This is a genomic window from Proteiniclasticum sp. (assembly GCF_003514505.1).
GTDB lineage: Bacteria > Bacillota > Clostridia > Clostridiales > Clostridiaceae > Proteiniclasticum.
Map to the genome: position 1 here is coordinate 171912 of NZ_DOPX01000026.1, position 22496 is coordinate 194407.

Below are 22496 nucleotides of genomic sequence, written 5' to 3' on the forward strand. Positions count from 1 at the left end.
TCCTCCAAAGGTATAGCCGCAACCAAAAAAGATATGGTTACGGCCATAGGTTATTCGTCCAGTTCTTTACTTTCTTCTGCAGGAACGGTTTCTGAGGGTTCCTCATCCACATGGATGACTTCCATTTCGTCATTGGCTTTTTCTGCCTCTTCCTTTTTGGCTCTTTCTTCCATTTCTGCCTTGGTCAGACCGAAATCACTTCCCATGGTGCGTCGCACCACTTCCATGAACTCCTGACCGGTGATGGTTTCTTTATCCAGAAGCACCTCAGAGAGTTCTCTCATGAGGTCCTTATGCTCTTCCAGAATTTCAATGGCCTTTTTATGGCATGCCTTGATGATGCTGAGTGTTTCTTCGTCGACTTTCGCCGCCGTTCTGTCACTGACATTCATCACGGTTCTTCCATCCAGATACTGGTTTCTTACAGATTCTGAAGCCATCATATCAAAGGTATCGCTCATGCCGTAAAGAGTAACCATTCTTCTCGCCATGTTGGTGGCTCGTTCAATGTCATTGGACGCTCCGGTGGTGATGGACTTAAACTCCACTTCCTCCGCGGCTCTTCCTCCGAACAAGATGGTGATTTCAGTGAGCATCTCTTCTTTACTCATGAGATATTTATCGTCTTCCGGTACCTGCATGGTGTACCCCAGGGCACCCATGGTACGAGGTACGATGGTGATTTTCATGACAGGATCTGTATTTTTCTGCATGGCTGCCACCAGTGCATGTCCAATCTCATGGAACGCCACGATTCTCTTCTCTTTCGGAGACATGATACGGTCTTTCTTCTGCTGTCCGGCGATGACAAGTTCTATGGATTCCTGCAGGTCTTCCTGCATGACATAGGCTCTGCCATTTTTCACCGCTCGAAGTGCCGCTTCGTTGATCATATTGGCCAGGTCCGCACCGACAGCACCCGGTGTTCCTTTGGCGATTTCCAGAAGATTCACATCATCGCCCATTTTCACGTCTTTGGCATGAACTTTGAGGATCGCTTCACGGCCCTTAAGGTCCGGCGCATCTACAATGATTCTTCTGTCAAATCGGCCTGGTCTCAGCAGAGCTTTATCCAGCACTTCAGGACGGTTGGTCGCAGCCAGAAGAACAATACCCTTGGAAGAGTCAAATCCATCCATCTCTGCAAGAAGCTGGTTAAGTGTCTGTTCTCTTTCGTCATTACCGCCGTATCCGCCGGTTTCACGGGACTTACCAATGGCGTCGATCTCATCGATGAATATGATACAAGGCGCTTTCACCATGGCCTCCTTAAAGAGGTCACGAACTCTTGCGGCACCCATACCAACAAACATTTCTACAAATGCGGAACCGGAAAGGGAGAAGAAAGGCACTTTAGCCTCTCCAGCCACAGCCTTGGCAAGAAGGGTCTTACCCGTTCCTGGAGGTCCAACAAGCAGAGCTCCCTTCGGAAGCTTTGCACCGATTTCCACGTATTTTTTAGGATTATGAAGAAAGTCCACGATTTCCACCAAAGACTCCTTGGCTTCTTCCTGACCGGCCACATCACGGAAGGTGACTCCCGTATCGCTCTCATAAAGCTTGGCTGTGTTCTTGCCGAAGGACATCATCCCGCCGCCCCGTTTGTCCATACTCTTCATGATATAGTTTCCAAGGAAGAGCAGAAGTCCTAAAGGCAGCACCCAGGAGAGAAGGATGCTGAGGATTGGATTTGCCACCTGCACCGTCGCTACTTCAAATGGAATGTTCTTTTCCTTGATAAGCTGAACAATCTCTTCATCGTTGGGTATGTATCCGGTATAGAGCGTAAAGCCTGCCAGCTCATCCCCCTCCACCATGGTATACTCAAATTTTCTCTGGGACTCATCCAGCTTGATGCTCTTGACACGGTCTTCTGTAATGGCATTCTGAAATTCATTGTAATTCTGCTTCTGATTCCTGATGTCATTGGCAAAGTAATTGAATACCGTCACCATGACGAGGACGCTGAGAAAATACACGATATAGAATTTGATATTCTTATTGCCTTTCCCAGGCTTATTGTTGTTACTGTTCATGTTCTGCCCCCTATTTTGCCAACTCCACCATGGCATTGGCATAAATTCTGGCACAAGTCATCAAATCTTCGATGAGAATATATTCATCCAGCTGATGGAGGGTGTCTTCTCTTCCTGGAAGAAGCGGTCCAAACGCCACGATGTTCTTCATCATTTTCGCGTAAGTTCCACCACCAATGGCAAGAGCTTCTCTCTCATCTCCAGTCTCTTTCGTATACACGCCCATGAGTTTTTCAATGAGTGGTGTATCCTTCGGGAAATACAGGGGGCCGTCATGTGCCATGACGTCAAAGGTGAATCCTTCTTTTTCAAAAAGTTCCCTGATTCTCTCTGTGACTTCCTTTTCCTTCACGGTAACTGGATACCGGATGTTGATGTATGTGTCCAATGTGTCTTCTGTCAGTTTGATTTTACCAAGATTCAGAACTAGCTTTCCTGAAGGTTCATCTTTAAAGTCCACCCCCATAGCTTTTCCGTCCAAATCCTTTGCAAGATTATACTCGAGCACACTTAAAGTGTCCTTAAGGGATTGAAAATCCTCATTTTGCACCATATGGGAAAGCAGCATGGAAATAGCATTCTTCCCTTTGTGAGGTGTGCTGCCGTGGGCAGATACGCCTTCGAAAGCAATGGTCTTCTCTTCATCACCTTTTCTATAAGTCACTTTAGCAGCATCCGGCACCATATTCACAGCCTGTCCGCCTTCCAGTGAAAGAATAGAATGGTTCTCCAGCTTTTTGGAAAGCTTGATCACTAGAATCCCCATCTCCGCATGAATGGCTGGAAAATCAGCATCCGGTGTGAATCCTGCCACGGGCTGTTTTTCTTTTTTCAGATATTCTTCAATGTCCGGTCCACCGGTTTCCTCACTGGTGCCGAATATAAGACGGATCTTATGCTTCAGAGGGATACCAGCTTCTTTGATGGCGATGAGTCCATGAAGCGCTGAGACCATAGGTCCCTTGTCATCCATGGTGCCTCTTCCGTAAATACGATCTCCGTGGACTTCTCCCAGGGGATTCTTGGTCCAACCGTCTCCCACTGGAACCACATCCAGATGTCCAAGAACAGCCACATAGTCTTCTCCGTCTCCATACTCCACAACCCCTGCATGTCCATCCACATGGAAGGTCTTGAAGCCATAGCCTTCCGCCATCTCCAAAGCTGCTTTGAGCGCTTCATGCACCGCTTCTCCTTGAGGCATCCCTTCCTTCACTTCGCCTTTTACGGACTCAAAAGACACAAGTTTCAGCACATCTTCAATGAGTCTGTCCTTGTTTGACTCGATTATTTTCCTAAGTTCCATTGCAATCCTCCATTAATCTGCATTCCTATTTTTTCACTGCACTCTATTTTAAAAAACCAAAATCCTCTAGAGGCAGAATCCGAAGTCCACCTTTTCCAATGACCTGATCCTCATGAATATAAGGCTGCTGCCAGTATCTGGCGTCATTGGAGGTTTTTCTGTTGTCCCCAAAGAAGAGCAGATGATCTTCAGGTACTGTGAAGGTTCCGGTAAAGCTGCTTTGATTCACCACATAAGGCTCTTCCACCAGATATCCATTGACATATAGAATCCCTTCTTTCAGCTCCACCACATCTCCAGGAAGCCCGATGAGTCTCTTGATGAGAAGCATCTCCTTCCCGTCTTCTGTAAACAGTTCTTTCGATCGGAAAACCAGTATATCTCCGCGTTCGAACTGATCCTTATTGTATACTTTTCTTACAAAAATCTTATCATCCACATTGATGGTCGGAATCATGGAGCCTGTGGGCACTTCTATGCGGAACACCACAAAGGTATTGATAAGAAAAGCCAGCAGCAATGCCGTCACAATGGGAATCACCCATTCTTTCACCACGTAACTGATTCTGTTCTCTGTTTTTTCTGCCATCTAAAAGACCTACTTTCAAAAATTACTACAAACTCATTGTAAACAACATTTCTCAAAAATCTATTAAAAACATCTGGGAAGAAGAATTCTTCTCTATAGTACAGTATAGCACAGGGCACTCTCTTTTTTGGCATTTTCCGGTGGGTACCACAGTTTTTTTCGGAATTCTATCGATATAGCTTCCACTTCTTAAAAATGCATGGATGCTAGAGAAGTCAGCCCCAAAAATGATTCCTCTCCTATGTAAAAACTATGATATGATAAATTCAGGAGGTGAAAAAATGAAAAATTTTCTAAAAGAATTTAAAGCATTTGCTGTGAAAGGCAATGTGGTGGACTTAGCTGTCGCTGTAATCATTGGAGGAGCTTTTGGGGCCATTGTCACATCCTTTGTCAATGACCTGGTCATGCCCCTCATTGGCGCAATCTTCTCAGTCCCTGATTTTTCCACATTATCATTCACAGTCAACGGCACAGCCATCATGATCGGACTCTTCATCCAGGCAGTGGTGAACTTTCTTATTGTTGCTTTATCCATTTTTATAATGGTCCGGGCATTGAACCGATTCAAAAAGAAAGAGGAAGCAGCACCTCAAACTCCACCTGCACCGAGCAAAGAAGAGCTTCTACTGACAGAGATCAGAGACCTTCTGAAAGAAAGAAGATAGCACTTATGACATCCATTTAGAGCATACGGTAACTGTATGCTCTTTTTCCTGCAGTAAAATGTCTTTATTCTCTATAGAGAATATCTGATTCTTTTCTGATATATGCCCTGGTTACCTTTACTATAGCACTTCATTTTGTTATATTTTAAACATGAGCAGTGTATCACTTGATCCACTGCGTTGATCTAATTTTCACGGGGAGGAAAGCAAAAGCAGTGCTTTTGTATGAAACAGCATGATTGAAATCAAAAACGTCACAAAGGTCTATGGCGGTAAAGTGAAGGCCGTGGATAATCTCAGCCTGACACTGAAGCCTGGTGAAATCTTCGGATTTTTAGGGCCAAATGGCGCAGGAAAAACCACCACCATCAAGATGCTTACAGGCATCACCGATCCTGATGGCGGAGAGATTCTCGTAAATGGCATCGACTTGTCTAAAGATCCCATCCGTTATAAGAATCAGTTCGGATTTGTGCCGGACAGTCCGGATATTTTTCTCCGTCTGAAAGGTATTGAGTATCTCAATTTCATGGGCGATATCTATCAGGTGGACAGCACTCTACGAAAAGAACGAATCGAAAGCCTCGCAAAACGGTTTGATATGGAGAATGCTCTTAATGACTCCATCTCCAGCTATTCCCATGGTATGAGACAGAAGATCATTCTCATGGGCGCTCTCATCCATGATCCAAGTCTTTGGATTCTCGATGAGCCCATGACAGGACTTGATCCAAAATCCTCTTTCTATCTGAAAGAAATGATGAGAGAGCATGCCGACAAAGGAAATGTGGTTTTCTTCTCCACCCACGTGCTGGAAGTGGCAGAAAAGGTCTGTGACCGTGTGGGCATCATCAATAAAGGAAAGCTTATGTTCTGCGGAACCATGAATGAACTTCGGGCAATGGTCAGTGAAAATGAAGGTCTGGAGCAAATCTTCCTGGAGATGACGAATGATGAAGAATAATCTCATAACTCTCACGAAAACCATGTTCAAGAACGATGAGACCTTAAACAACCTGACCAGTAAGGGCTCCAAAAGTTCTTTCCTGAAATCCAAATGGATGATGATTCTTTTTGTTCTGGGCATTGCAGTTCTCATGGGGCTGTCCTTCGGTTTTATGCTGGCGGACCTATATGATGCTCTGGCCGCTGCAGAACTGTCGCATCTCATTCCAAGACTTCTTGTTCCTGCAGCAGGCATCATGGTCTTCATGTTTGGTATTTTTTATGTGATGAATGTGTTCTATTTTTCCAAGGATGTGGAAAATTACCTTTATCTTCCTGTACAGGCAGGTGAGATTCTAGGTGCAAAATTCCTGGTTTCCCTCATCTATGAGTATTTCATCATCCTCGTTTTCTTCCTTCCTCTGCTTACTGTGTATGGCATTAAGGATGGAAGCGGGATCCTCTACTATGTCTATATGCTGGTTTCTCTCATTCTGATTCCTGTTTTCCCCTTGGTTGTCGCCTCTATCATCTCTATGCTGATCATGAGGTACAGCAGCAAGTTTAAGAACAGAGACCGGTTCAACATGATCGCAGGAATCCTCAGTCTTGTGGTAGCTTTGGGCTTCAACTTCGGACTGCAGTTTTTCACCCAAAGATTCACCGGAGACCCTAATTTGGCCATTGGAGACATATCAGAGCTTCCGGTGTTTCAGATCACTTCCTGGGTGTTCCCCACGAGCCATTTTGCCACAGAAGGAATCCTTGCGTACAACTCTATAAGCGGACTGTTCAGCATTCTCATCCTTCTTTTGATCACTGTTTTATCCTTCTTCTTGTTCTATGTCTTGGGGAACCTTCTTTATTTTAAAGGGGTCATCGGCATCTCCGAATCCAAGGCCACACGAAAAGCGCTGTCCAAAGAAGAGATGGAAAAGGGTTCAAGAAGAAAGCCCATTCTCTTCTCCTATGCCCTGAAAGAGCTGAAGCTGATTTTAAGAACTCCAGTCTACTTTTTAAACTGTGTGCTGATCAGCCTCATCTATCCCCTGTTCATTCTCTTCCCGTTTCTCATGGGATCTGGAGAGGATAAGGCAGAGCTTGAAAGTGTCTTTACCATGCTTCAGGGATTTGACAGAGGTTCCCTTCTTCTTGGAATAGTGGGTGTGGGATTCTTAATGGGTTCCATCAACATCATTGCTTCTTCTGCCATTTCAAGGGAAGGCAAAAACCTGTACTTTCTGAAGTACATTCCCGTTCCATACATGACGCAGATCTATGCAAAGATTGTCAGCGCCTTTTATGTGGAAGCTGCCGCGCTTGTGATCTTCTACGGAATTGTTTTTTATCTGTTCCGTATCGATCTTGTATTCTTTGTGCTTTCTCTACTCATCGTCTTTTTGGCTTCTCTAGTGATCAATCAGATTGGGATTTTTCTCGATATCACCTGGCCGAAGCTGAACTGGGATACAGAGCAGAAAGCGGTGAAGCAGAACTTCAACTCCGTGATCCATATGTTCCTGGGGTTTGGTCTGGTGGCCCTTATGATATTCCTTGCAATGAAAGTGCAGGTATCTTTATATGTGGCCTTCATGGCAAGCCTTTTAGGTCTTCTTATTCTTGCACTGGTTCTCCATTTCCTTCTGACCAGGCATGTGGAAAAACGCTTCAAGGCTCTTTCCTGACATGGAGAAAAAGCTGCGTAGAGATCTGATGGTAAAAGGGCAATTCAGAAAAGGGAACAAAGACGTATTTGACATCGGCAGCCGCTCCTTCACCATCTCAAAAGAACTGAGAAGAAGCTTAAGAATACGCGATGTGCTTCTTGGTTTCTTTACGGTGATTTTTACCTTTCTATATTTCAAAGCGGGAGAAAAATATCAGGATATCCTTCTGAAAGAAGCTGGTGGAAAAGTAATCCTGGAAGGAATCAGCTTAAGCTTTATGTTTCTTTTCGCACTTCTTCTGATGTTCTTCACTGTTTCTGCATTTCTGATTCCAAAGAATCTTCAGGAGCATCTTACGGAGTACGAAGAGACCTTCTACTGAGCACATCAAAACCCAGGCCAAAAGAGACTGAAAATGTCCTTTTCGCCCGGGTTTTCCTGTTTTTCACCTTATTTTAAAGATTCCTCTTGACTGTGAAGCCCCTCGACACCCTACAATAGTGACAAAGAACACCACTGGAGGTATACATGAAGATCAAAGAAATCGAACTGCGCTCTGGGATGGACCGGGCAAACATCAGATATTACGAAAAAGAAGGACTGCTTCAGCCTGAAAGAACGGAGAACGGATATCGGGAGTACAGTGAAAAAGATCTCCAGCAGCTGCTAAAAATACGGCTCCTTCGAAGTCTTCATTTCAGCCTGGAAGACATCAAATCTCTGATGCAAAAAAAGACAACGCTCTCCTTCCTTCTGAAAAACCAGATCCGTTATCTGGAGTCTGAAACTGAGGATGTGCTCTATGCAAAATCCCTCTGCGAATCCATTGTTTCAGAAGGTGCCACCTTCGAGACCTTGGATGCTGAGAAGCACCTGGTAAGCATAGAAGACGTAACCTCAAAATCTTCTTCAGAGTACTTCAATGTTGATTTTGAGATTCCACATGTCTTTGAACCCATAAGACGTTTTGCAGCAAGAACTCTGGACATGGCACTGTACGGTACCCTTATTATTTTTCTGAACTATTTCATTCGAGGTGAATATTCTCCAACTGACAGCTTAAGCTACACCTTTCAAAATATCCTCACCATCCTTGTGATGATTATGATATTGGAGCCTATACAGCTGAAGCTGTTTAAACGAACCTTCGGAAAATGGATCATGGGTCTTTATATAGAAAACCTTAATGGTAGCGCGCTTTCTTATGAGGATTCTTTCAGAAGAACCCTTCATGTCCTTGTTAGAGGTATGGGACTGTTCATTCCTCTGGCCGATCTCATTTCTCTTGGAAGCAGCTTTGACAAGCTGAGAAAAGGTGAAATCCTAAGCTGGGACAGAGGACTTGCTTACAGAATGAAAGACAGAAAAATTTATCGGTATATCATCGCATTTGTGCTCTTTTTCTTCATCAGCATTTCAGTCATCATCATACCATTTTTGCAGAATATCCCCCCTAACACAGGTGCACTGACTGTAGAAGAATTTTCTGAGAACTTCAGATACTACCAGAAGCTTCATGACATGGATTTCGATAATTATGTGATGAACAATTTTGGAAAGTGGGAAGAGAAAGAGGCGGATGATCGTTTGGAATATCTTCCAGATGCAGTAAAATACCCTCATTTCCGTTTTCGTATGAATGATCATATCGTGAAAGAAGTGAACTTTAGTGTGACTTATGAGGACAACCCGTTCTGGGTTGAAAACTATAGAGATATGATGATTCTAGCAAGTCTCTCCTTTACGAATGCTGATGAGTCCATGAACATTGTTGAAAGAGCTCTATTATCTGGTGAGATCATCATGAGATTTTACGCTGAAAACTTCAAGTCACACACCTTCGCTACAAAAAACGTAGAGATCTCCAGCATGGTAGAGTACGATGGATATGAGAAATCCATTGAGATTCTAGAACCAATAAACCGGGAGAGAGAAAATTATTACCATCATGAATTCTTTGTCAGGAGAACAGCACCATAAACCTAATCGTCTTAACAGTGAACTTGAATAAGGATTTCTAATGAGAATCTATTTCGTATGGATGCTTTTATAATTCAACTTCAAATCGTAGTGACTCAACTGCTTAATCATTAGGGGGAACACAATTATTGATATTATTGTATATTTGCTTCTAGAAGGCCTTATTGAAGCAATCTCCTACGCTTCAAAGCCTAAAGAAACCTCTAGAATTGTAACTATTTCAATACTTGCTCTGATTATCACGACCATGATGGTATTCCTGATTCTCTCTTACTTGGCAAGAGCTGATCAGGAGAAAATGATTGTATTGCTGCTATTAAGTGGTTTAACCGCTTTCACCGCTTATGATTTTCAAAAGGAAAAGAAAAAACAGAATGCATTTTGATACCAACTGAGTACAACAAAACCCAGGCTGAAAGAGACTGAAAATGTCCATTTTAACTCCGGTTCTTACAGATCATTCACTCTTACCTTTCTTGCAAATGAGGAGATGTAGCGATGAGGCAAAAGAATAAACAAACGAAAAAGGATCTGGCTCTTGATATTCTATACATCTTTATAGTTTTTTTCTGGATATATGGAGTTTGGACAAATAAGTTTGTTCAAGATGGAACAAATATCTTTCTTGTATTGATTGGAGGCGCTTTTTTCCTTCAAGGTGTTTTCGGAATCAGAAAATACTATTTGCAGAATAAACCATAAAAATAGAGTCGTTTCAAAACTAGGTATCTAGTTTTGAAACGACTCCTTCCTTTTATCTGACAATAAAAATCTAAATTTTTATGTATTACAGAATAAATGAGTAAATTTCTATTTTGCTCTTAGTATAAGACTTAATATAGATGTTCCCGAAATCTCTTCAAAGTTAATCAAATTATCGGGTTGTCATTTCAATCATTTTCAAAAATTCATCCGTTCTAATTGGAGCATAATCTCTTAATTTGACCCCGGTTGATGCTTGCTGAAATAAATGCCCTTCTCTTTCGACAAATCTTCCTTGGTATGCACCAACAATATAATATTTCTGGTTATATTGAGTTAGAAACAACACATAGGATAGCTCATCGTTTAAATAAGGGATCCCTCCCAAAACTTCTTCATCGCCACCAACTTCTTCAATAATTTCTATCCTATCACCAGATTTAAGGTTTCCTTTGACTGCGGATTGAACTTCAACCAAGGTATGTACTTGAGGATATCCATCAAGCATTTCTATACTGTTCCCTAATACATTCACTTTTATTATATCATCAGAGTCAGATGTAATATCCTTTATGCTCCTATATATTGTTTGAAGTTCTCCAGGAGTGTCAGGATAAGTTTCTTCAAAATTTATTTTACGAATTGTTTCGTCTGATACATCATATCCTTGCTGTTTTGAACATGCCCCTAAGAAAACCATAAATAACAGTATCATCGTAATTACGAACATTTTAGATTTCATAAATGATAACCTCCATTATGTTTTGAAACATCCTTGAAAGTACATGATTGTGAAAATTAAATACTATTAATATATAGACCTAATCCAGGAAACATCATCGCTTTGCGGGGTTTTTAGAGACGTATACCGAGCTGAGTATTCATACATTAAAGGTTCACTTACAAAAACATGCTTTAGCCCGAGAATATGCCCCTTAACATTTGACCTTCAATCTAAATAATAGTGAGAAGTTTATTTTTTTGCTTTCAGTTCTAAGAGCATTGGAGCGATATTTAGTACTATAGATATGAGCGTCAATACGGATAGCAAAGTCACCATGGTAGGCACCACATCTAATAACGCAGACCAGTCTTCCTTCTCTACCCACTTGAACACTAGTCTGTACTCAGCCCAAAGTGTCGCTGCTGTAAAGGACAGTCCCATAGCCATCGCAAATTTATACTCCTTACCTTTCTTGTACAGATAAAGATTTATAAAGGTTGCTGCTGCAGCCATAAGTCCAAATATCATCCACATAATTTTCCTCCTTATCTATTTATTTCGTTCTACTTCTTATCCAAATGTGACACAACGAACCATCCTCTATCCATGTACTACTATTTTTCATTACAGGATTCGTGTTGATCCTTATTTTTTTACTTCAAACTCATTGGAAACACTATACACTGCACTCTCATTAAATGACTTTCCTGGTTCTGATAATATTTTGTACATTCTGAATGTCCCTTCTTCTGTCTTTGGCCAGTTATTTAAGTCCACAATATTAGTAAATACTTCTCCAGGTAGAATCGTAAATGATTCATCCGCATATGCGGCAATCTCAAGAATATCGTACCAAGAGCCATTGATTTTTTTCTCCAGATAGATGGAATACCCATATTCCATCTCTTTTTCACTTTCATTGGATAATACTGCTTCCACTTTTCGATCCTCTTTAAGGGTAACCGTTAATGTCATAGCTTCACTGATGACAATATTTTCTTCTTCAAGAATGCTGGGATTTAAACCTTCTGTACTTTCTGAGCATCCGGCAAATGACAGGAAAAAGAATAAGGCTATGAGAAAACCAGTTTTTTTCATAACTACCTCCCGATATTTTGATATATGAATAGATTTATTTCTTCTAGATACTATGTTATCAGAACATAAGAACAAATAGTTTACAAAAAAAACATATATGCACTGATTTATAGAAGTGACGTTCTTTTCAACAATGAAAAGACAGGCTTATCCTATACTTCCTGGGGGCAGCTGATTCAATTTTTCAACTTAAGCGCTCTTCTGTACCAGACTCCAAAAAAGTAATGGACTTCCTATCACAATCCAGTTCCACTTGAATACCATACGGCAGGATTCCGATGGGCCGTGCGTGGCCAAAATTCACATTATAGAACACTGGCAGATCATGAAGCTTCTCCTCTATCTTTACAACTTGAAGAATCGCCTCTTTGTACTCCTCGTAGTATGTTTCATCTTTAGGTTTACCCACAATGATTCCTTTCAAAGCACCGAGAATTCCCTGGGCAGCCAAATTTCTTAATGTCAACCTGACAAAATCAGGTGAAGGCTTCTCTTCACTGGTTTCCATAAAAAGAATGGCATCTTTCCATTCTTCAGGACCAGGCCAGATGGAGGTGCCGATGATCATCATGAACACATCAAGGCAGCCACCCAAAAGATGTCCCTGAACTTTACCCCTGCCACTGATCACTTCATACCCTTTCGGATCGTGTTTATACATGATCGGAATTTCCATATTTTCTTCCTTCCAGAGGGTATGATCGTCAGACCAGACCGAGCTTGGCAGCATCTGATAGGGTTCATCCCCACCGAAGAGAAGATCCTCCACAGCGTTTTTTGTGTACTCTGCCATCTTCACATACTCCCCAAACTCTACCATCACAGATGGGCCATAATAGGATATGACTCCTGCCTTATACATCATGAAATGATTCACTGTAGTATCGGAATATCCCATGAATATTTTCGGATGATTTCTCAGAACATCAAAATCAACATAAGGCAGGATCCGGATGGTATCGTCTCCTCCAATGGCCGAGAATACTGCTGAAATCTGAGGATCCTTGAAGGCATCCATGAAATCCTCTGCACGTTTTTCAGGATGCTTCGCCACATAATCTGAACCTTTCAGCGCATGAGGCATGGCAATGACCCGAAGCCCAAACTCTTCTTCCAGTCTTTTCTTTGCTATATGAAACAGATGGAGATAACCTTCATCCCCTAAACCACCCCAAGATAGACTCACCACCGCCACAGTATCCCCTCTTTGTAAGCGTTTTGGCTTAATCATTATATCCCCTCCAAAATTAATAACAGCATCTCAGTATGGAAGAACTCCTAATGAAACAGAGATGGACTTTCTTGAAACCTAGTATTCCTTCAGATCATCATAGAGCTCACGAACCAACTCTTCATCGGAAAAATCATCCATGAGCTTGTACAACCTCAGCCCCATTCCCTCTTGCCTAAAAAAAGACTGAAACTTCTCCGGCTCTTTTTTCATCATCTGATGTATCTTATTGATGAGGTGGGCAAGAGACGGATCTGGATTCTCACGAAAAAACAGGTTCTGGTTCTGAAGCACAATATAGGCATCCCGGGCAGCCAAAAGACTGGCATACTGCATCATGAGGCTTTCCGGTTCAAGACTCCCAGCCTTTCCTATAAATTGGTCGAGATTCCGCTCTACAGTTTCTGTTAACACCTTTTTCGTATGGGTTATTTGGTACTGCAAAAGTCCAAAGACGCCAAAAAGTACCATTCCTGCCAGAACCAACCCCAGAACTTTTCTTTTCTTGTTCATACTTCTCCCTTTCTCACTGCATCACTACACTTCTTCAACAGATGAAAAATCCACATCTTCACTGCTCTATTCTCGAAAAACCAAGGGTTTCCAAAATACTTTCCAGTGAATAAATGAAATCCTCCTCTGCACCCCAGGACATCTTAAAGAAAACTCCTTGTCCTCCTGCCGAACCAATGATATCCACAAGGATTTCTCCCTCCTGATCCATGAGCACTGCAGTAAGACTGGCCCGGTTGGAAGAACGCATGAAGTATTTCTCAAAAACTAAGGTGTAGACTGTCACGCCATGAAACGTCCTCTCAAAACTCTCCAGAAGCTCCACCGACATCCCTGTCTTCAGCATTTCATCTCCCAGATACTGCACAATCTCTCTGCTGTTGCCTTTTCCTTGCATGGTAATTCTAGCCATTATTTTTTCCTCCTGTCTGCTATAAGTTCTGCCACTTTACTGGACTCTGACCGGTCTTCAAAAGAAATTCATTGGCCTCACTGAAGGGTTTGGACCCAAGAAAGCCTCTTCTTGCCGATAATGGACTTGGGTGAACCGATTCTATTATTCTATGCTGAGACCCAATGAGTTTTTTCTTGCTGATTGCGGCATTCCCCCACAAAAAGAACACCACAGGCCTTTCCTGTGTTCCCACTTTCTTTATCACATGGTCTGTAAAAAGCTCCCATCCTTTTTTCTGATGACTGTTGGCTTTTCCCTTCTCCACCGTCAGCACTGCATTAAGAAGAAGGACCCCTTCTTCAGCCCAGGACAGAAGAGAGCCATGATCAGGGCTCTTTATCGCCAGATCGCTTTCAAGCTCCTTATAGATATTTCTGAGAGATGGTGGAATCTTCTCTCCTTTTCTGACGGAAAACGCAAGGCCTTCTGCCTGGTTCTCCCCATGATAAGGATCCTGTCCAAGGATAACCACCTTCACCTTCTCCACAGGCGTCGTCTGAAATGCACGAAAAATCTCCTCCTTCTTTGGGAAGACGGTCTTCTCGGCATATTCTTTCTCCAGAAACTGAAGAAGCTTCTGAAAATAAGGTTTCTGAACTTCCTCCTGTAAAAGCTCATCCCAACTGTTTCCAATTCTAATCTCCACGATGTACCCCTTTCATGTCCGAATTCTTCACCGACTTTTCTCCATTGTATCAAACTTTAACAGAATGTTTGTAGGATTTTATCTGAAAAAACTGTATATTCTATAGTATACCCATCTCATCCGAAGGGAGAATCCTATGAAAAACAGACACTTTATCATTGTATCCTTTGATGCCCTGTCCAGCAGGGACCTTATAGACCTTAAGCATCTTCCAGGCTTTCAAAGACTGAAAGAAAGCTCTTCTTACTGCCTGAACGTATCCTCTGTTTACCCGAGCCTTACCTATCCCTGCCATACCAGCATCTCCACAGGGATGTACCCAAAAAATCATGGTGTGGAGTCCAATACGCTGCTTCAGCTGAACAGAACCTCTCCGGACTGGAACTGGACCCGGGATTCCATCAAAGCTGACACCTTCTATGATGCAGCATTACGAAAAGGACTTTCTGTATGTTCTCTCTTGTGGCCAGTGGCTGCCAAATCAAACATTACCTGGAACCTTCCAGAAATCTTTGCCAACAGACCCTGGCAGCATCAGATCCCCGTCACCCTGGCCCACGGGACGCCTTCTTTTCTTCTGGACATCAACAGACGCTTTGGCCACTTAAGAAACGGCATCAGGCAGCCTCAGCTGGACCTCTTTGTGGAAGCCTCTGCCCACTATGCGCTGAAGACCAAAAGACCACAGGTCATGATGATGCACTTTGTGGAGCTGGATGCCATGCGCCACATCTATGGCTATGACTCAGAAGAAGCAAAAACTGCGCTGAAGAGCTATGATATGAAACTCCAGAACCTTTATACACTGCTTGAAGAAGAGAATCTACTTGAAAACACAACGCTCTTTGTCCTGGGAGACCATGATCAGATTCCAGTACATACAGCCATCCATATGAACAGCATTTTTAAAGACAAAGGATTTCTCAGCGTGAAAAAAGGAAAGATCACAGATTATGAGATGTACTGCCAGAGCCTTGATGGTTCTGCCTACCTTCATTTCGGAAAAAATGTTTCTGAAGAGAGAAAAGAAGAGATCCGCCTCCTTCTTTACAGACTGCGGGACAGAGATGATTTTGGCATAGAAGCCGTCTATGATAAAGAAGAGATGCTCTCTCTGGGCGCCGGCAGAAAAGCGGACCTGATGCTGGAAGCAAAGAACGGATTTTATTTCCAGGATGCCCATGACCGGCCTGCTCTTTTAAAGCGTGATGAGAAAGCTTTGGGAACAGACCATCATGGAAGATCCACCCATGGTTTCGACCCACGGAAAGAAAACTACCAGACTGTCTTTTTTGCTGCAGGAAAAGGCATCCGGAGCGGGATCATCCTTGAAAAGATGAGCCTCGTAGATGAGGGACCCACCTTCGCCCATGCCATGGGAACGGTGCTCCATGATACCGACGGGAGAGTTCTCACTGAGCTCTTTTTATAGAAGTGAGGAAAGAAGGATGATTTCATGTTCACTATAAAAAAGGCCTCAGTTTCCGATGCAAAAGACTTGGGGCTGATTCATGCCCTTTCGTGGAAAAAAGCCTATGAAGGTATCGTACCAAAAGAAATCCTCCATAAGATCACACCAGAGAAACGAGCCCAGTTCTTTGAGAAAGCGCTGACGCTTCAGTGGGAAGAAGACTATCTGCTTACAGTAGATAATCTCCCAGCAGGTCTTCTGTGCCTTGGAAAAGCAAGAGATGAAGACTGTATGGATGCTACTGGTGAAATCTGGGGAATTTATCTTCATCCTGACTTCTATGGTCAAGGCTACGGGAGGATTCTCCTGGAATACGGTCTTTCGGAGCTTCGACATAGAAGCTTCGAAAGAGCAGTATTGTGGGTGCTGAAAGAAAATATCCACGCCATCCGGTTTTATGAGCATTTGGGATTTCGAGAGGAAGGAGCCGAGAAAGAGCTCTTCATTGGAAAACCACTTAGTGAAGTCCGCTTCATCATTGAGTTATAACCGCAAAGGGAAACGGACCTCCACTTCACAAAGAAGCAGGAAGGTCCGTTTAGGGAAACAGTATATTTAACAAAGGGTAGGGGTATGACTACCCTTGTATGGGAGCTAATTGCTTAGCTTGATAACATTGTAGCATAGAAACTAATATTTGTTAATTAACAAACTTAAGAAGTCGATATTGTACCAAAACTGTACACTTTCCCCCATGAACTTCCATTTCTTCATCCTATTCTCTCCTTAGTTGATGCCCATTTTCTTCAGTTTCTGATAGAGAGTATTTCTCCCTATTTCCAGTTCTTTCGCCATATTGCTGATGTTCCAGTTGCACCGTTTTCCTGTCTCCAGAATGGCATACTTCTCATAATCTTCCAGCGTCTTCAGCCGGCAGGACATGGCGGCCATGGTCTGTTTGTCTCTCATTTCCTGATAACGGGTCATGAAAATCTCCAGCACATCTTTGAAAAGCAGATCTGCGGTGCACTCCTCGTGGAGGCATCCGTCTGATGCATATACGATGCCCACAACACCAATTGGTTTCTTATGTCCCATGACAGGCAGCGCTAAGAGACTCTCATCCTTGCTTAAATGTATTTTTTTATGTTTGCCGGATTTCAGCACATCCTTCATCGCAATGCTCAGTTCTGGATGCATCCGGATAAACTCCTCCACCTTGCTTCTTCCAGTTCTGTCATTTTTCAGGTCTTCTTTGGACTCACAAAAGATGGCATTCAGTTTCCGGTCAAACACCGCAAGACTCTCAAGACAGGTAATCTCTTTCAGATCCATGGAAATATAGCACATGAGATTCACCATTTCCTGAAGCTTCTGAAGATCATCTGATCCTTCCAAGTATTCTCTTGCATTCACCATGTTACACCACCCCTTCTCTTTGATAATATATTAACATGTTCTGTTTATCAAGGAAGATTCCTTATCCTTTTAGGGATTTCAGGATTTCGTGATAATGTCCTCTCTTTCCTGAAGAAGTGGTGAAAATTCTCTACTTTTCTTTTGAATTAAGCTATAATGAAAAGAAGTCAAAAAAGATATAAAGGAGTAGATGGATAATGAAAAAAGGCGAAGTCATCAAAAGTGGCATCACCATGGGCACAGGCCTTGCCATGGTCATCAGCTGGAGCCTCAATCAGTCGGTTCTTTGGGCCATCATACATGGGCTACTCAGCTGGGTGTATGTCGTTTATTATCTGCTGTTTCTAAACTGAAGAAGAGGTGTATGAATTGTTCGGAACTGTTGTTAATGCTTTTACCATTCTCCTTGGCAGTATAGTGGGGATTGTATTCCATAAAATAATCAATCAGGACATTGCCCACAGTCTGTTTAAAGTACTGGGACTCACAGTGATTTACCTTGGGATCGCTGGCCTTGTGAAGGTGGAGAACCCCATGGTCATCATCCTGTCCATGGCTCTTGGCACCCTCCTTGGAGAAGTCATCAATATTGAGAAGAAACTGGAGCTTCTCACAGAAAAGATTGAGACCATGGTGAACCGCTACTACAGTGGAAAAATCAAAGATGGACTCCTCACGGCATCTCTTCTTTTCTGCATCGGCTCCATGGCCATCATCGGCACCATAGAGAGCACCCTTTCCGGAAATCATGATACTCTCTATGCAAAATCCATCCTGGATGGCATCACCTCGGTGATTTTTGCCTCCTCCATGGGTATCGGTGTTCTATTTTCTGCTTTCTCCGTACTTTTTTACCAGGGAAGCATCTCTCTTCTGGCCACCTTCATCCGGCCTTTGGTCATCGCAGTGCCCGAAACCATTCCCATGATATCGGGAGTCGGCAGCCTCATGATTATGGGTCTTGGAATCAATATGGTGTTCAATCTGAAACTGAAGATCTCCAATATGCTTCCAGCCATTCTGGTTCCCATTCTTTATGCAGCAGGACTCCTCGTTTGGAAGACTGTCATCACCTTTTAAAAGCAGAATAGCTCTCATACAAAAAGTGCCAGGAATGCTTACGCTTCCTGGCACTTTTTGTTCTTTCCTTCTTATGGATTCACACTCTCCGTTGTCCCGACAAAGAGCGGCAGATTGCTTTGACGGTCCACAATCATATAGGCAAAAGGTCTGTCCAGATGGACAATCTTAGGCTCCATGGGTCCTGCAGACTCTGCTACGACTTCCACGGCTGTGACTGCTCCCGCCTTGGTTCCTCTTTCATTGACATCGATAAAGGTTTTATGGAGCACTCTGCTGATATAAAGATTTCCAATGGGTGATGTGCCTAAGGCTCTCAGATTGGCTAGATCTGCATCGAAGGCATCTTTGATCCCCATGGACTTGAACACCTCTGAAAGCTCCACTTTATATTCTGTCTTGAACTTCGGCATCATGGTTAACACAGAAGTGGACTCCACAGTGCTCAGCAGCTCATAGAGGTCTTCCCCCGTAAGGCTATTCACATACTCTCCGATGGTCTGGTTCTCATCCTTTGGGAGAAGCGCAACAAAGACATACTCTCCCTCTGCATAGGGCTTCATGAACCCTACCGTATTTTCATTCTCCAGATAGAGGGATTCTTCATTCCGCATCATTTCCACCGTTTCTTCTTCTCCAGAGCCGTTTTTGAAAACACCATCCTGAATCTGGTCTTCTGAATAGATGTCCTGCCATTCCCCTTCAAAGGCCAGAGCATTGATGAGATACATCACGGCGTCCTCTGGTATCTCATCGAGGATTTCAGGGATCATCTCCTTCGTCTTCTCCTTGACCCAGAGATTGATATCCTTCAATGTAGCTTCATCAAAAGGAGCGCGGTATATGGAGGCATCATAGTAGTTGGCATTGGTCTGAAGAAATTCTTCTTCCACATCAATGGCTCCCCCTTCTTTGAACCAGATGGAGTTTGCCACATGAATCTTCAGCTTCTCTTTGTCCGGCAGGCTCTTTCTATAGAGATACAGCAGATTGTTGAGATCCTCCATCTTCATGCCGAAAACTTCTTCCATCTGGGTCCTGGTGTTTTCCAGAGCGCCATTTCCCGTCATGCCCATGGCTGAAAGGATGGACACAGGAGACATCAGTGTGTTCTTTTCTTCCAGACTCTTCTGGAAAAGATGTAAAGAAAAAGAAAGGGCCGCCTGAAGATCTTCTTCACTATAGCCCTCAGGCACCTGGACCTCCTGGGAATCAATACCTTTCATCAGATCTTCTCCAGACACCTTCTTTGCACAAGAGGTGCTTGTCATAAGAAGCGCAAAAAGCAGCGCCACAGAAAGCAGTGTGATCCATCTGTTGGTTTTCATCTTCCTATCCCCCCAGTTCATCATTGTTCTGATGTAGACTTTCATTTCTACTTTTATCCTATCGCCGCACCCACTGTTTTTGGTAACAATTGAGCAACAGGTTGGAAACAAAAAAAATGTCAAACTCCTTATGGAGCCTGACATTTTTAACACTATCCTTGATTTTTCACTTTATTCTGATCTTCCCTGTTCACAAGAACAATCCCGATGACAATGGAAATCAATGAGATCAGCACTTGAATCGTGATCTTCTCTTTCAGGAAAATCGCCGACAGGATGGATCCTGATACAGGAATCAGAAAGCGGAACATGGTGATTTCTCCTGGTTTGTTGTACTTCAGAAGGGTATACCATAACGTAAAGGCAACAGCTGATAACAGTGCAGAGTAGACAAGAAGTCCACCTGCCAGAGGAGTCATGGTCAGTGTATCATAGGTTCCATTCAGTGATATGAGGAGCATCGCGGCTCCACCAAAAAGAAGCTGATAGGCGGACAGCAGCATGGGATGAATGGTTCTTGCATAACTCTTCACCATGAAGCTTGAAAGAATGGCTGTGATGACGGAAAAGAACATAAACCCTTCTCCCATGAGCTTGAACCCTCCAGTGAGGCCTCCATCCAGATTTACCACCACTACGCCAATAAGGCCAAAGACGATACCCCAGATTTTATTTCTGTTCAGCCGATCATTCTTGTAGATAAAATGTGCCAGAATGATGATGAGAAAATTCGACAGGGAACTGATGATGGCTCCTTTTGAGGCTGTGGTATTGGCTAGACCAATATAGAAGAAAAAGTAGTTCAGTGAGGTCTGAATAAGGCCCAGAAGTAATACACGGCCGAAGTCGCGAAGGCTACGAAGCTTCACTTTCTCCCGCATGGTTACAAATGCATAACCAAGAAGAAGGACGCCTGCCAGAAAGAACCGGATTCCCGCAATGAGAATCTTTGAATAAAGATCGTCTCCAGCCATACTCATCTCACTGTATGTGATCTTAAGCACGGGAAAAGCGCTTCCCCATAAAATCGATGCAATCACCGCAAAGGCTATGACAAAGGGCTTCCTCTCAAATATATTCTTTGTTTTTTCAACTGTATTCATTAATTAACCTCCAAATAAATCCATAAAGACTATTATACCCTGAAATCTCAGAATCTCCATATGAATCCGAAAAAATTAATGGCATCAAATTTAATTTTTGTGAAAATTAAACCCCCCAGAGGTATTTTCCTCCATTCTATGTTACAATAAAAAACAAGAATTTCTAAGTTCCTGAGGGACTTACAGGAGGTTATGATGAAAAAATACAGCTTTATCCTATGGATTCTGCTCTTAGCCCTGGTACTGGGCGGTGGATATTATTTTTTGGAGAATTACGGAAAAAATGCGACGCCACAGGAAGTGGTGGATGGTGGCAGTGGCGGTGAAAGTGCGGCCCCTTCCGAGCCATCCGAGACACCTGCTGCTGAGGAAACCCCTTCCGACACAGAAGAAACTCCGGTGGCACTGGATGCCATCGATAAGCTCAAAGTGAAGAAGCCGTTTTCACCAGAATTCACCATTTATAATGGAGAGAATGAGGAAGTGACGCTGGCGGACTACAAAGGCAAGAAAGTGATCCTCAATTTCTGGGCCTCCTGGTGTCCTCCTTGTGTATTCGAGATGCCGGAGTTCCAAGCGCTTCATGAAGTTCTGGACCCGGAAGAAACAGTCCTTCTGGCAGTAAATCTCACCGATGGACAACGAGAAACGAAAGCCCTGGCGGATAAATTCATTGAGGAGAATGATCTGACCCTGAATGTGCTCTATGACACCACTGGAAGCGCCTTCTATGAGTTTAAAGTCTCCAGTATACCTCAGACTTTCATCATTGATGAGGAAGGTACTGTCCAATATGCCATCATGGGCATGACCGATAAAAAAACCTTGGATTCAATTCTGGAAAGGATGGAGTAAATGGATTTTGTAGTACTTGGTCTTCTCTTTTTTGAAGGCGTCCTGACTTTTATTTCCCCTTGCATTCTGCCGATGTTCCCAGTTTTTCTCATGTATCTCAGCAATGAGAGCCAGAAGAAGGGAAAAGAGCTCCTTGTGAATATCCTGGGCTTTATTCTAGGATTCACCATCGTCTTTGTCACTCTAGGGGCCACCGCTACAGCCTTAGGAAGTCTCCTCAGCCAGAACCGAGTGCTTCTTCAAAGAATCGGCGGCATTGTGATTATCCTCTTTGGTCTCAACATGGGTGGATTTGTGAAGATTCCTTTCCTAAACTATCAAAGAGGTCTTCAGATGAAGAAAGAAGGCAGCGGGTTCTTCAGTGCCATGATCTTTGGTATTGTCTTCTCCTTTGGGTGGTCTCCCTGCCTTGGCACCTTCCTGGGAGCGGCACTGATCCTTGCAGCGGATGCAGGAACCCTGGGTCTTGGCATGTTCTACCTCTTTGTCTTCTCCATGGGACTTGGTCTGCCTTTTCTCATCACAGGCATACTCTTCTCCAAACTGGAACAGGCTTTCCATTTCATCAAAAAGCATTATACCCTCATCACAAAAATATCAGGCATCTTCCTGATTCTTGTGGGTGTGCTGATGGCTTTTGATCTTTTTGGTTATTACCAGAGATTCTTCAACTTCTAGACCTATTGAACAGCATAGAAAAACCCGTCTGAGCAAAAACTCAGGCGGGTTTTTCAACTGCTT

25 protein-coding genes are annotated in these 22496 nt (G+C 43.2%); 12 read left to right on the forward strand and 13 right to left on the reverse strand.

Translation table 11 applies throughout. The features are described 5' to 3' along the window. Positions 1 to 50 precede the first annotated feature (50 nt). The 3 genes from ftsH to lepB are packed head-to-tail and all read right to left on the reverse strand — an operon-like array spanning position 51 to position 3931. Positions 51 to 2036 carry an ATP-dependent zinc metalloprotease FtsH gene (gene ftsH, locus DEF30_RS08965; protein WP_294098391.1) on the reverse strand — a complete coding sequence of 662 codons (1986 nt, stop codon included), beginning with the start codon at positions 2034 to 2036 and terminating at the stop codon, positions 51 to 53. 10 nt (positions 2037 to 2046) lie between these two features. Then, the gene (locus DEF30_RS08970; protein WP_294098393.1) at positions 2047 to 3342 is read right to left on the reverse strand and encodes a Sapep family Mn(2+)-dependent dipeptidase; all 1296 of its coding nucleotides are present in this window, start codon (positions 3340 to 3342) and stop codon (positions 2047 to 2049) included. 43 nt (positions 3343 to 3385) lie between these two features. Then, positions 3386 to 3931 carry a signal peptidase I gene (gene lepB / locus DEF30_RS08975; RefSeq protein ID WP_031573794.1) on the reverse strand — a complete coding sequence of 182 codons (546 nt, stop codon included), beginning with the start codon at positions 3929 to 3931 and terminating at the stop codon, positions 3386 to 3388. Positions 3932 to 4212: 281 nt separating this feature from the next. On the opposite strand from lepB, the gene mscL reads away from it, so the two are divergent. From mscL to DEF30_RS09005, 6 genes are all read left to right on the forward strand, one after another. Further along, positions 4213 to 4599: a large-conductance mechanosensitive channel protein MscL gene (mscL, locus tag DEF30_RS08980; RefSeq protein WP_294098399.1), complete on the forward strand. Its 387-nt coding sequence runs from the start codon at positions 4213 to 4215 to the stop codon at positions 4597 to 4599. A gap of 235 nt (positions 4600 to 4834) precedes the next feature. Continuing rightward, complete coding sequence (locus tag DEF30_RS08985; protein ID WP_074912652.1) at positions 4835 to 5563, forward strand: ABC transporter ATP-binding protein; 729 nt, start codon at positions 4835 to 4837, stop codon at positions 5561 to 5563. Continuing rightward, on the forward strand, positions 5550 to 7229 hold the full coding sequence (locus DEF30_RS08990) for a hypothetical protein (RefSeq protein WP_294098402.1): 1680 nt from the start codon (positions 5550 to 5552) through the stop codon (positions 7227 to 7229). The genes DEF30_RS08985 and DEF30_RS08990 overlap by 14 nt, the downstream gene beginning before the upstream one ends. 28 nt (positions 7230 to 7257) lie before the next feature. Beyond that, positions 7258 to 7593, forward strand: coding sequence for a hypothetical protein (locus DEF30_RS08995; protein ID WP_294098404.1), 336 nt, complete (start codon positions 7258 to 7260; stop codon positions 7591 to 7593). A gap of 146 nt (positions 7594 to 7739) precedes the next feature. After that, complete coding sequence (locus DEF30_RS09000; RefSeq protein WP_294098406.1) at positions 7740 to 9191, forward strand: MerR family transcriptional regulator; 1452 nt, start codon at positions 7740 to 7742, stop codon at positions 9189 to 9191. A gap of 145 nt (positions 9192 to 9336) precedes the next feature. After that, on the forward strand, positions 9337 to 9576 hold the full coding sequence (locus tag DEF30_RS09005; protein WP_294098408.1) for a hypothetical protein: 240 nt from the start codon (positions 9337 to 9339) through the stop codon (positions 9574 to 9576). A 489-nt stretch (positions 9577 to 10065) separates the two neighbouring features. Here DEF30_RS09005 and DEF30_RS09010 read toward each other — a convergent pair whose 3' ends face one another. From DEF30_RS09010 to DEF30_RS09040, 7 genes are all read right to left on the reverse strand, one after another. Further along, on the reverse strand, positions 10066 to 10635 hold the full coding sequence (locus DEF30_RS09010; protein ID WP_294098412.1) for a hypothetical protein: 570 nt from the start codon (positions 10633 to 10635) through the stop codon (positions 10066 to 10068). A 231-nt stretch (positions 10636 to 10866) separates the two neighbouring features. Beyond that, positions 10867 to 11151: a hypothetical protein gene (locus DEF30_RS09015; RefSeq protein ID WP_294098414.1), complete on the reverse strand. Its 285-nt coding sequence runs from the start codon at positions 11149 to 11151 to the stop codon at positions 10867 to 10869. 111 nt (positions 11152 to 11262) lie between these two features. Then, positions 11263 to 11715, reverse strand: a complete 453-nt coding sequence (locus DEF30_RS09020; RefSeq protein ID WP_294098416.1) for an immunoglobulin-like domain-containing protein — start codon at positions 11713 to 11715, stop codon at positions 11263 to 11265. A 184-nt stretch (positions 11716 to 11899) separates the two neighbouring features. Then, positions 11900 to 12946 carry a S66 peptidase family protein gene (locus DEF30_RS09025; RefSeq protein ID WP_294098418.1) on the reverse strand — a complete coding sequence of 349 codons (1047 nt, stop codon included), beginning with the start codon at positions 12944 to 12946 and terminating at the stop codon, positions 11900 to 11902. A 78-nt stretch (positions 12947 to 13024) separates the two neighbouring features. Further along, entirely contained in the window at positions 13025 to 13459 is a 435-nt protein-coding gene (locus DEF30_RS09030; protein ID WP_294098420.1) for a hypothetical protein, read from the reverse strand. Between the two features lie 58 nt (positions 13460 to 13517). Then, a complete protein-coding gene (locus DEF30_RS09035) occupies positions 13518 to 13871 on the reverse strand; it encodes a DUF6054 family protein (RefSeq protein WP_294098422.1) in 354 nt (117 codons plus the stop codon). 19 nt (positions 13872 to 13890) lie between these two features. Next, on the reverse strand, positions 13891 to 14559 hold the full coding sequence (locus DEF30_RS09040; protein ID WP_294098424.1) for a uracil-DNA glycosylase: 669 nt from the start codon (positions 14557 to 14559) through the stop codon (positions 13891 to 13893). 136 nt (positions 14560 to 14695) lie between these two features. Here DEF30_RS09040 and DEF30_RS09045 point away from each other — a divergent pair, with 136 nt between their 5' ends. Both DEF30_RS09045 and DEF30_RS09050 read left to right on the forward strand, forming a co-directional pair. After that, complete coding sequence (locus tag DEF30_RS09045) at positions 14696 to 15991, forward strand: ectonucleotide pyrophosphatase/phosphodiesterase (RefSeq protein ID WP_294098427.1); 1296 nt, start codon at positions 14696 to 14698, stop codon at positions 15989 to 15991. Between the two features lie 24 nt (positions 15992 to 16015). Further along, positions 16016 to 16519, forward strand: a complete 504-nt coding sequence (locus tag DEF30_RS09050; protein WP_294098429.1) for a GNAT family N-acetyltransferase — start codon at positions 16016 to 16018, stop codon at positions 16517 to 16519. Between the two features lie 237 nt (positions 16520 to 16756). Here DEF30_RS09050 and DEF30_RS09055 read toward each other — a convergent pair whose 3' ends face one another. Beyond that, a complete protein-coding gene (locus DEF30_RS09055) occupies positions 16757 to 17389 on the reverse strand; it encodes a helix-turn-helix domain-containing protein (protein WP_294098431.1) in 633 nt (210 codons plus the stop codon). A gap of 197 nt (positions 17390 to 17586) precedes the next feature. Here DEF30_RS09055 and DEF30_RS09060 point away from each other — a divergent pair, with 197 nt between their 5' ends. Next, positions 17587 to 17742: a hypothetical protein gene (locus tag DEF30_RS09060; RefSeq protein ID WP_177213520.1), complete on the forward strand. Its 156-nt coding sequence runs from the start codon at positions 17587 to 17589 to the stop codon at positions 17740 to 17742. Positions 17743 to 17758: 16 nt separating this feature from the next. Next, positions 17759 to 18469 carry a DUF554 domain-containing protein gene (locus DEF30_RS09065; protein WP_294098439.1) on the forward strand — a complete coding sequence of 237 codons (711 nt, stop codon included), beginning with the start codon at positions 17759 to 17761 and terminating at the stop codon, positions 18467 to 18469. 71 nt (positions 18470 to 18540) lie between these two features. Here the strand turns inward: DEF30_RS09065 and DEF30_RS09070 are convergent, their stop codons facing one another. Next, positions 18541 to 19797 (reverse strand): serpin family protein, encoded by a 1257-nt coding sequence (locus DEF30_RS09070; RefSeq protein ID WP_294098442.1) that lies wholly within the window; start codon positions 19795 to 19797, stop codon positions 18541 to 18543. Between the two features lie 152 nt (positions 19798 to 19949). Further along, complete coding sequence (locus DEF30_RS09075) at positions 19950 to 20900, reverse strand: DMT family transporter (RefSeq protein WP_294098445.1); 951 nt, start codon at positions 20898 to 20900, stop codon at positions 19950 to 19952. A gap of 192 nt (positions 20901 to 21092) precedes the next feature. Between DEF30_RS09075 and DEF30_RS09080 the strand changes: the two genes are divergently transcribed. Both DEF30_RS09080 and DEF30_RS09085 read left to right on the forward strand, forming a co-directional pair. Further along, the gene (locus DEF30_RS09080; protein ID WP_294098447.1) at positions 21093 to 21755 is read left to right on the forward strand and encodes a TlpA disulfide reductase family protein; all 663 of its coding nucleotides are present in this window, start codon (positions 21093 to 21095) and stop codon (positions 21753 to 21755) included. After that, complete coding sequence (locus tag DEF30_RS09085) at positions 21756 to 22433, forward strand: cytochrome c biogenesis CcdA family protein (protein WP_074912635.1); 678 nt, start codon at positions 21756 to 21758, stop codon at positions 22431 to 22433. Positions 22434 to 22496: the final 63 nt, after the last annotated feature.

What these genes read in the sequence shown, in the direction of transcription:
- ftsH (WP_294098391.1), bottom strand. Translation starts at nt 2,036, where the DNA reads ATGAACAGTAACAACAATAAGCCTGGGAAAGGCAATAAGAATATCAAA.
- DEF30_RS08970 (WP_294098393.1), bottom strand. Translation starts at nt 3,342, where the DNA reads ATGGAACTTAGGAAAATAATCGAGTCAAACAAGGACAGACTCATTGAA.
- lepB (WP_031573794.1), bottom strand. Translation starts at nt 3,931, where the DNA reads ATGGCAGAAAAAACAGAGAACAGAATCAGTTACGTGGTGAAAGAATGG.
- mscL (WP_294098399.1), top strand. Translation starts at nt 4,213, where the DNA reads ATGAAAAATTTTCTAAAAGAATTTAAAGCATTTGCTGTGAAAGGCAAT.
- DEF30_RS08985 (WP_074912652.1), top strand. Translation starts at nt 4,835, where the DNA reads ATGATTGAAATCAAAAACGTCACAAAGGTCTATGGCGGTAAAGTGAAG.
- DEF30_RS08990 (WP_294098402.1), top strand. Translation starts at nt 5,550, where the DNA reads ATGATGAAGAATAATCTCATAACTCTCACGAAAACCATGTTCAAGAAC.
- DEF30_RS08995 (WP_294098404.1), top strand. Translation starts at nt 7,258, where the DNA reads ATGGTAAAAGGGCAATTCAGAAAAGGGAACAAAGACGTATTTGACATC.
- DEF30_RS09000 (WP_294098406.1), top strand. Translation starts at nt 7,740, where the DNA reads ATGAAGATCAAAGAAATCGAACTGCGCTCTGGGATGGACCGGGCAAAC.
- DEF30_RS09010 (WP_294098412.1), bottom strand. Translation starts at nt 10,635, where the DNA reads ATGAAATCTAAAATGTTCGTAATTACGATGATACTGTTATTTATGGTT.
- DEF30_RS09015 (WP_294098414.1), bottom strand. Translation starts at nt 11,151, where the DNA reads ATGTGGATGATATTTGGACTTATGGCTGCAGCAGCAACCTTTATAAAT.
- DEF30_RS09020 (WP_294098416.1), bottom strand. Translation starts at nt 11,715, where the DNA reads ATGAAAAAAACTGGTTTTCTCATAGCCTTATTCTTTTTCCTGTCATTT.
- DEF30_RS09025 (WP_294098418.1), bottom strand. Translation starts at nt 12,946, where the DNA reads ATGATTAAGCCAAAACGCTTACAAAGAGGGGATACTGTGGCGGTGGTG.
- DEF30_RS09030 (WP_294098420.1), bottom strand. Translation starts at nt 13,459, where the DNA reads ATGAACAAGAAAAGAAAAGTTCTGGGGTTGGTTCTGGCAGGAATGGTA.
- DEF30_RS09035 (WP_294098422.1), bottom strand. Translation starts at nt 13,871, where the DNA reads ATGGCTAGAATTACCATGCAAGGAAAAGGCAACAGCAGAGAGATTGTG.
- DEF30_RS09045 (WP_294098427.1), top strand. Translation starts at nt 14,696, where the DNA reads ATGAAAAACAGACACTTTATCATTGTATCCTTTGATGCCCTGTCCAGC.
- DEF30_RS09050 (WP_294098429.1), top strand. Translation starts at nt 16,016, where the DNA reads ATGTTCACTATAAAAAAGGCCTCAGTTTCCGATGCAAAAGACTTGGGG.
- DEF30_RS09055 (WP_294098431.1), bottom strand. Translation starts at nt 17,389, where the DNA reads ATGGTGAATGCAAGAGAATACTTGGAAGGATCAGATGATCTTCAGAAG.
- DEF30_RS09060 (WP_177213520.1), top strand. Translation starts at nt 17,587, where the DNA reads ATGAAAAAAGGCGAAGTCATCAAAAGTGGCATCACCATGGGCACAGGC.
- DEF30_RS09070 (WP_294098442.1), bottom strand. Translation starts at nt 19,797, where the DNA reads ATGAAAACCAACAGATGGATCACACTGCTTTCTGTGGCGCTGCTTTTT.
- DEF30_RS09075 (WP_294098445.1), bottom strand. Translation starts at nt 20,900, where the DNA reads ATGAATACAGTTGAAAAAACAAAGAATATATTTGAGAGGAAGCCCTTT.
- DEF30_RS09080 (WP_294098447.1), top strand. Translation starts at nt 21,093, where the DNA reads ATGATGAAAAAATACAGCTTTATCCTATGGATTCTGCTCTTAGCCCTG.
- DEF30_RS09085 (WP_074912635.1), top strand. Translation starts at nt 21,756, where the DNA reads ATGGATTTTGTAGTACTTGGTCTTCTCTTTTTTGAAGGCGTCCTGACT.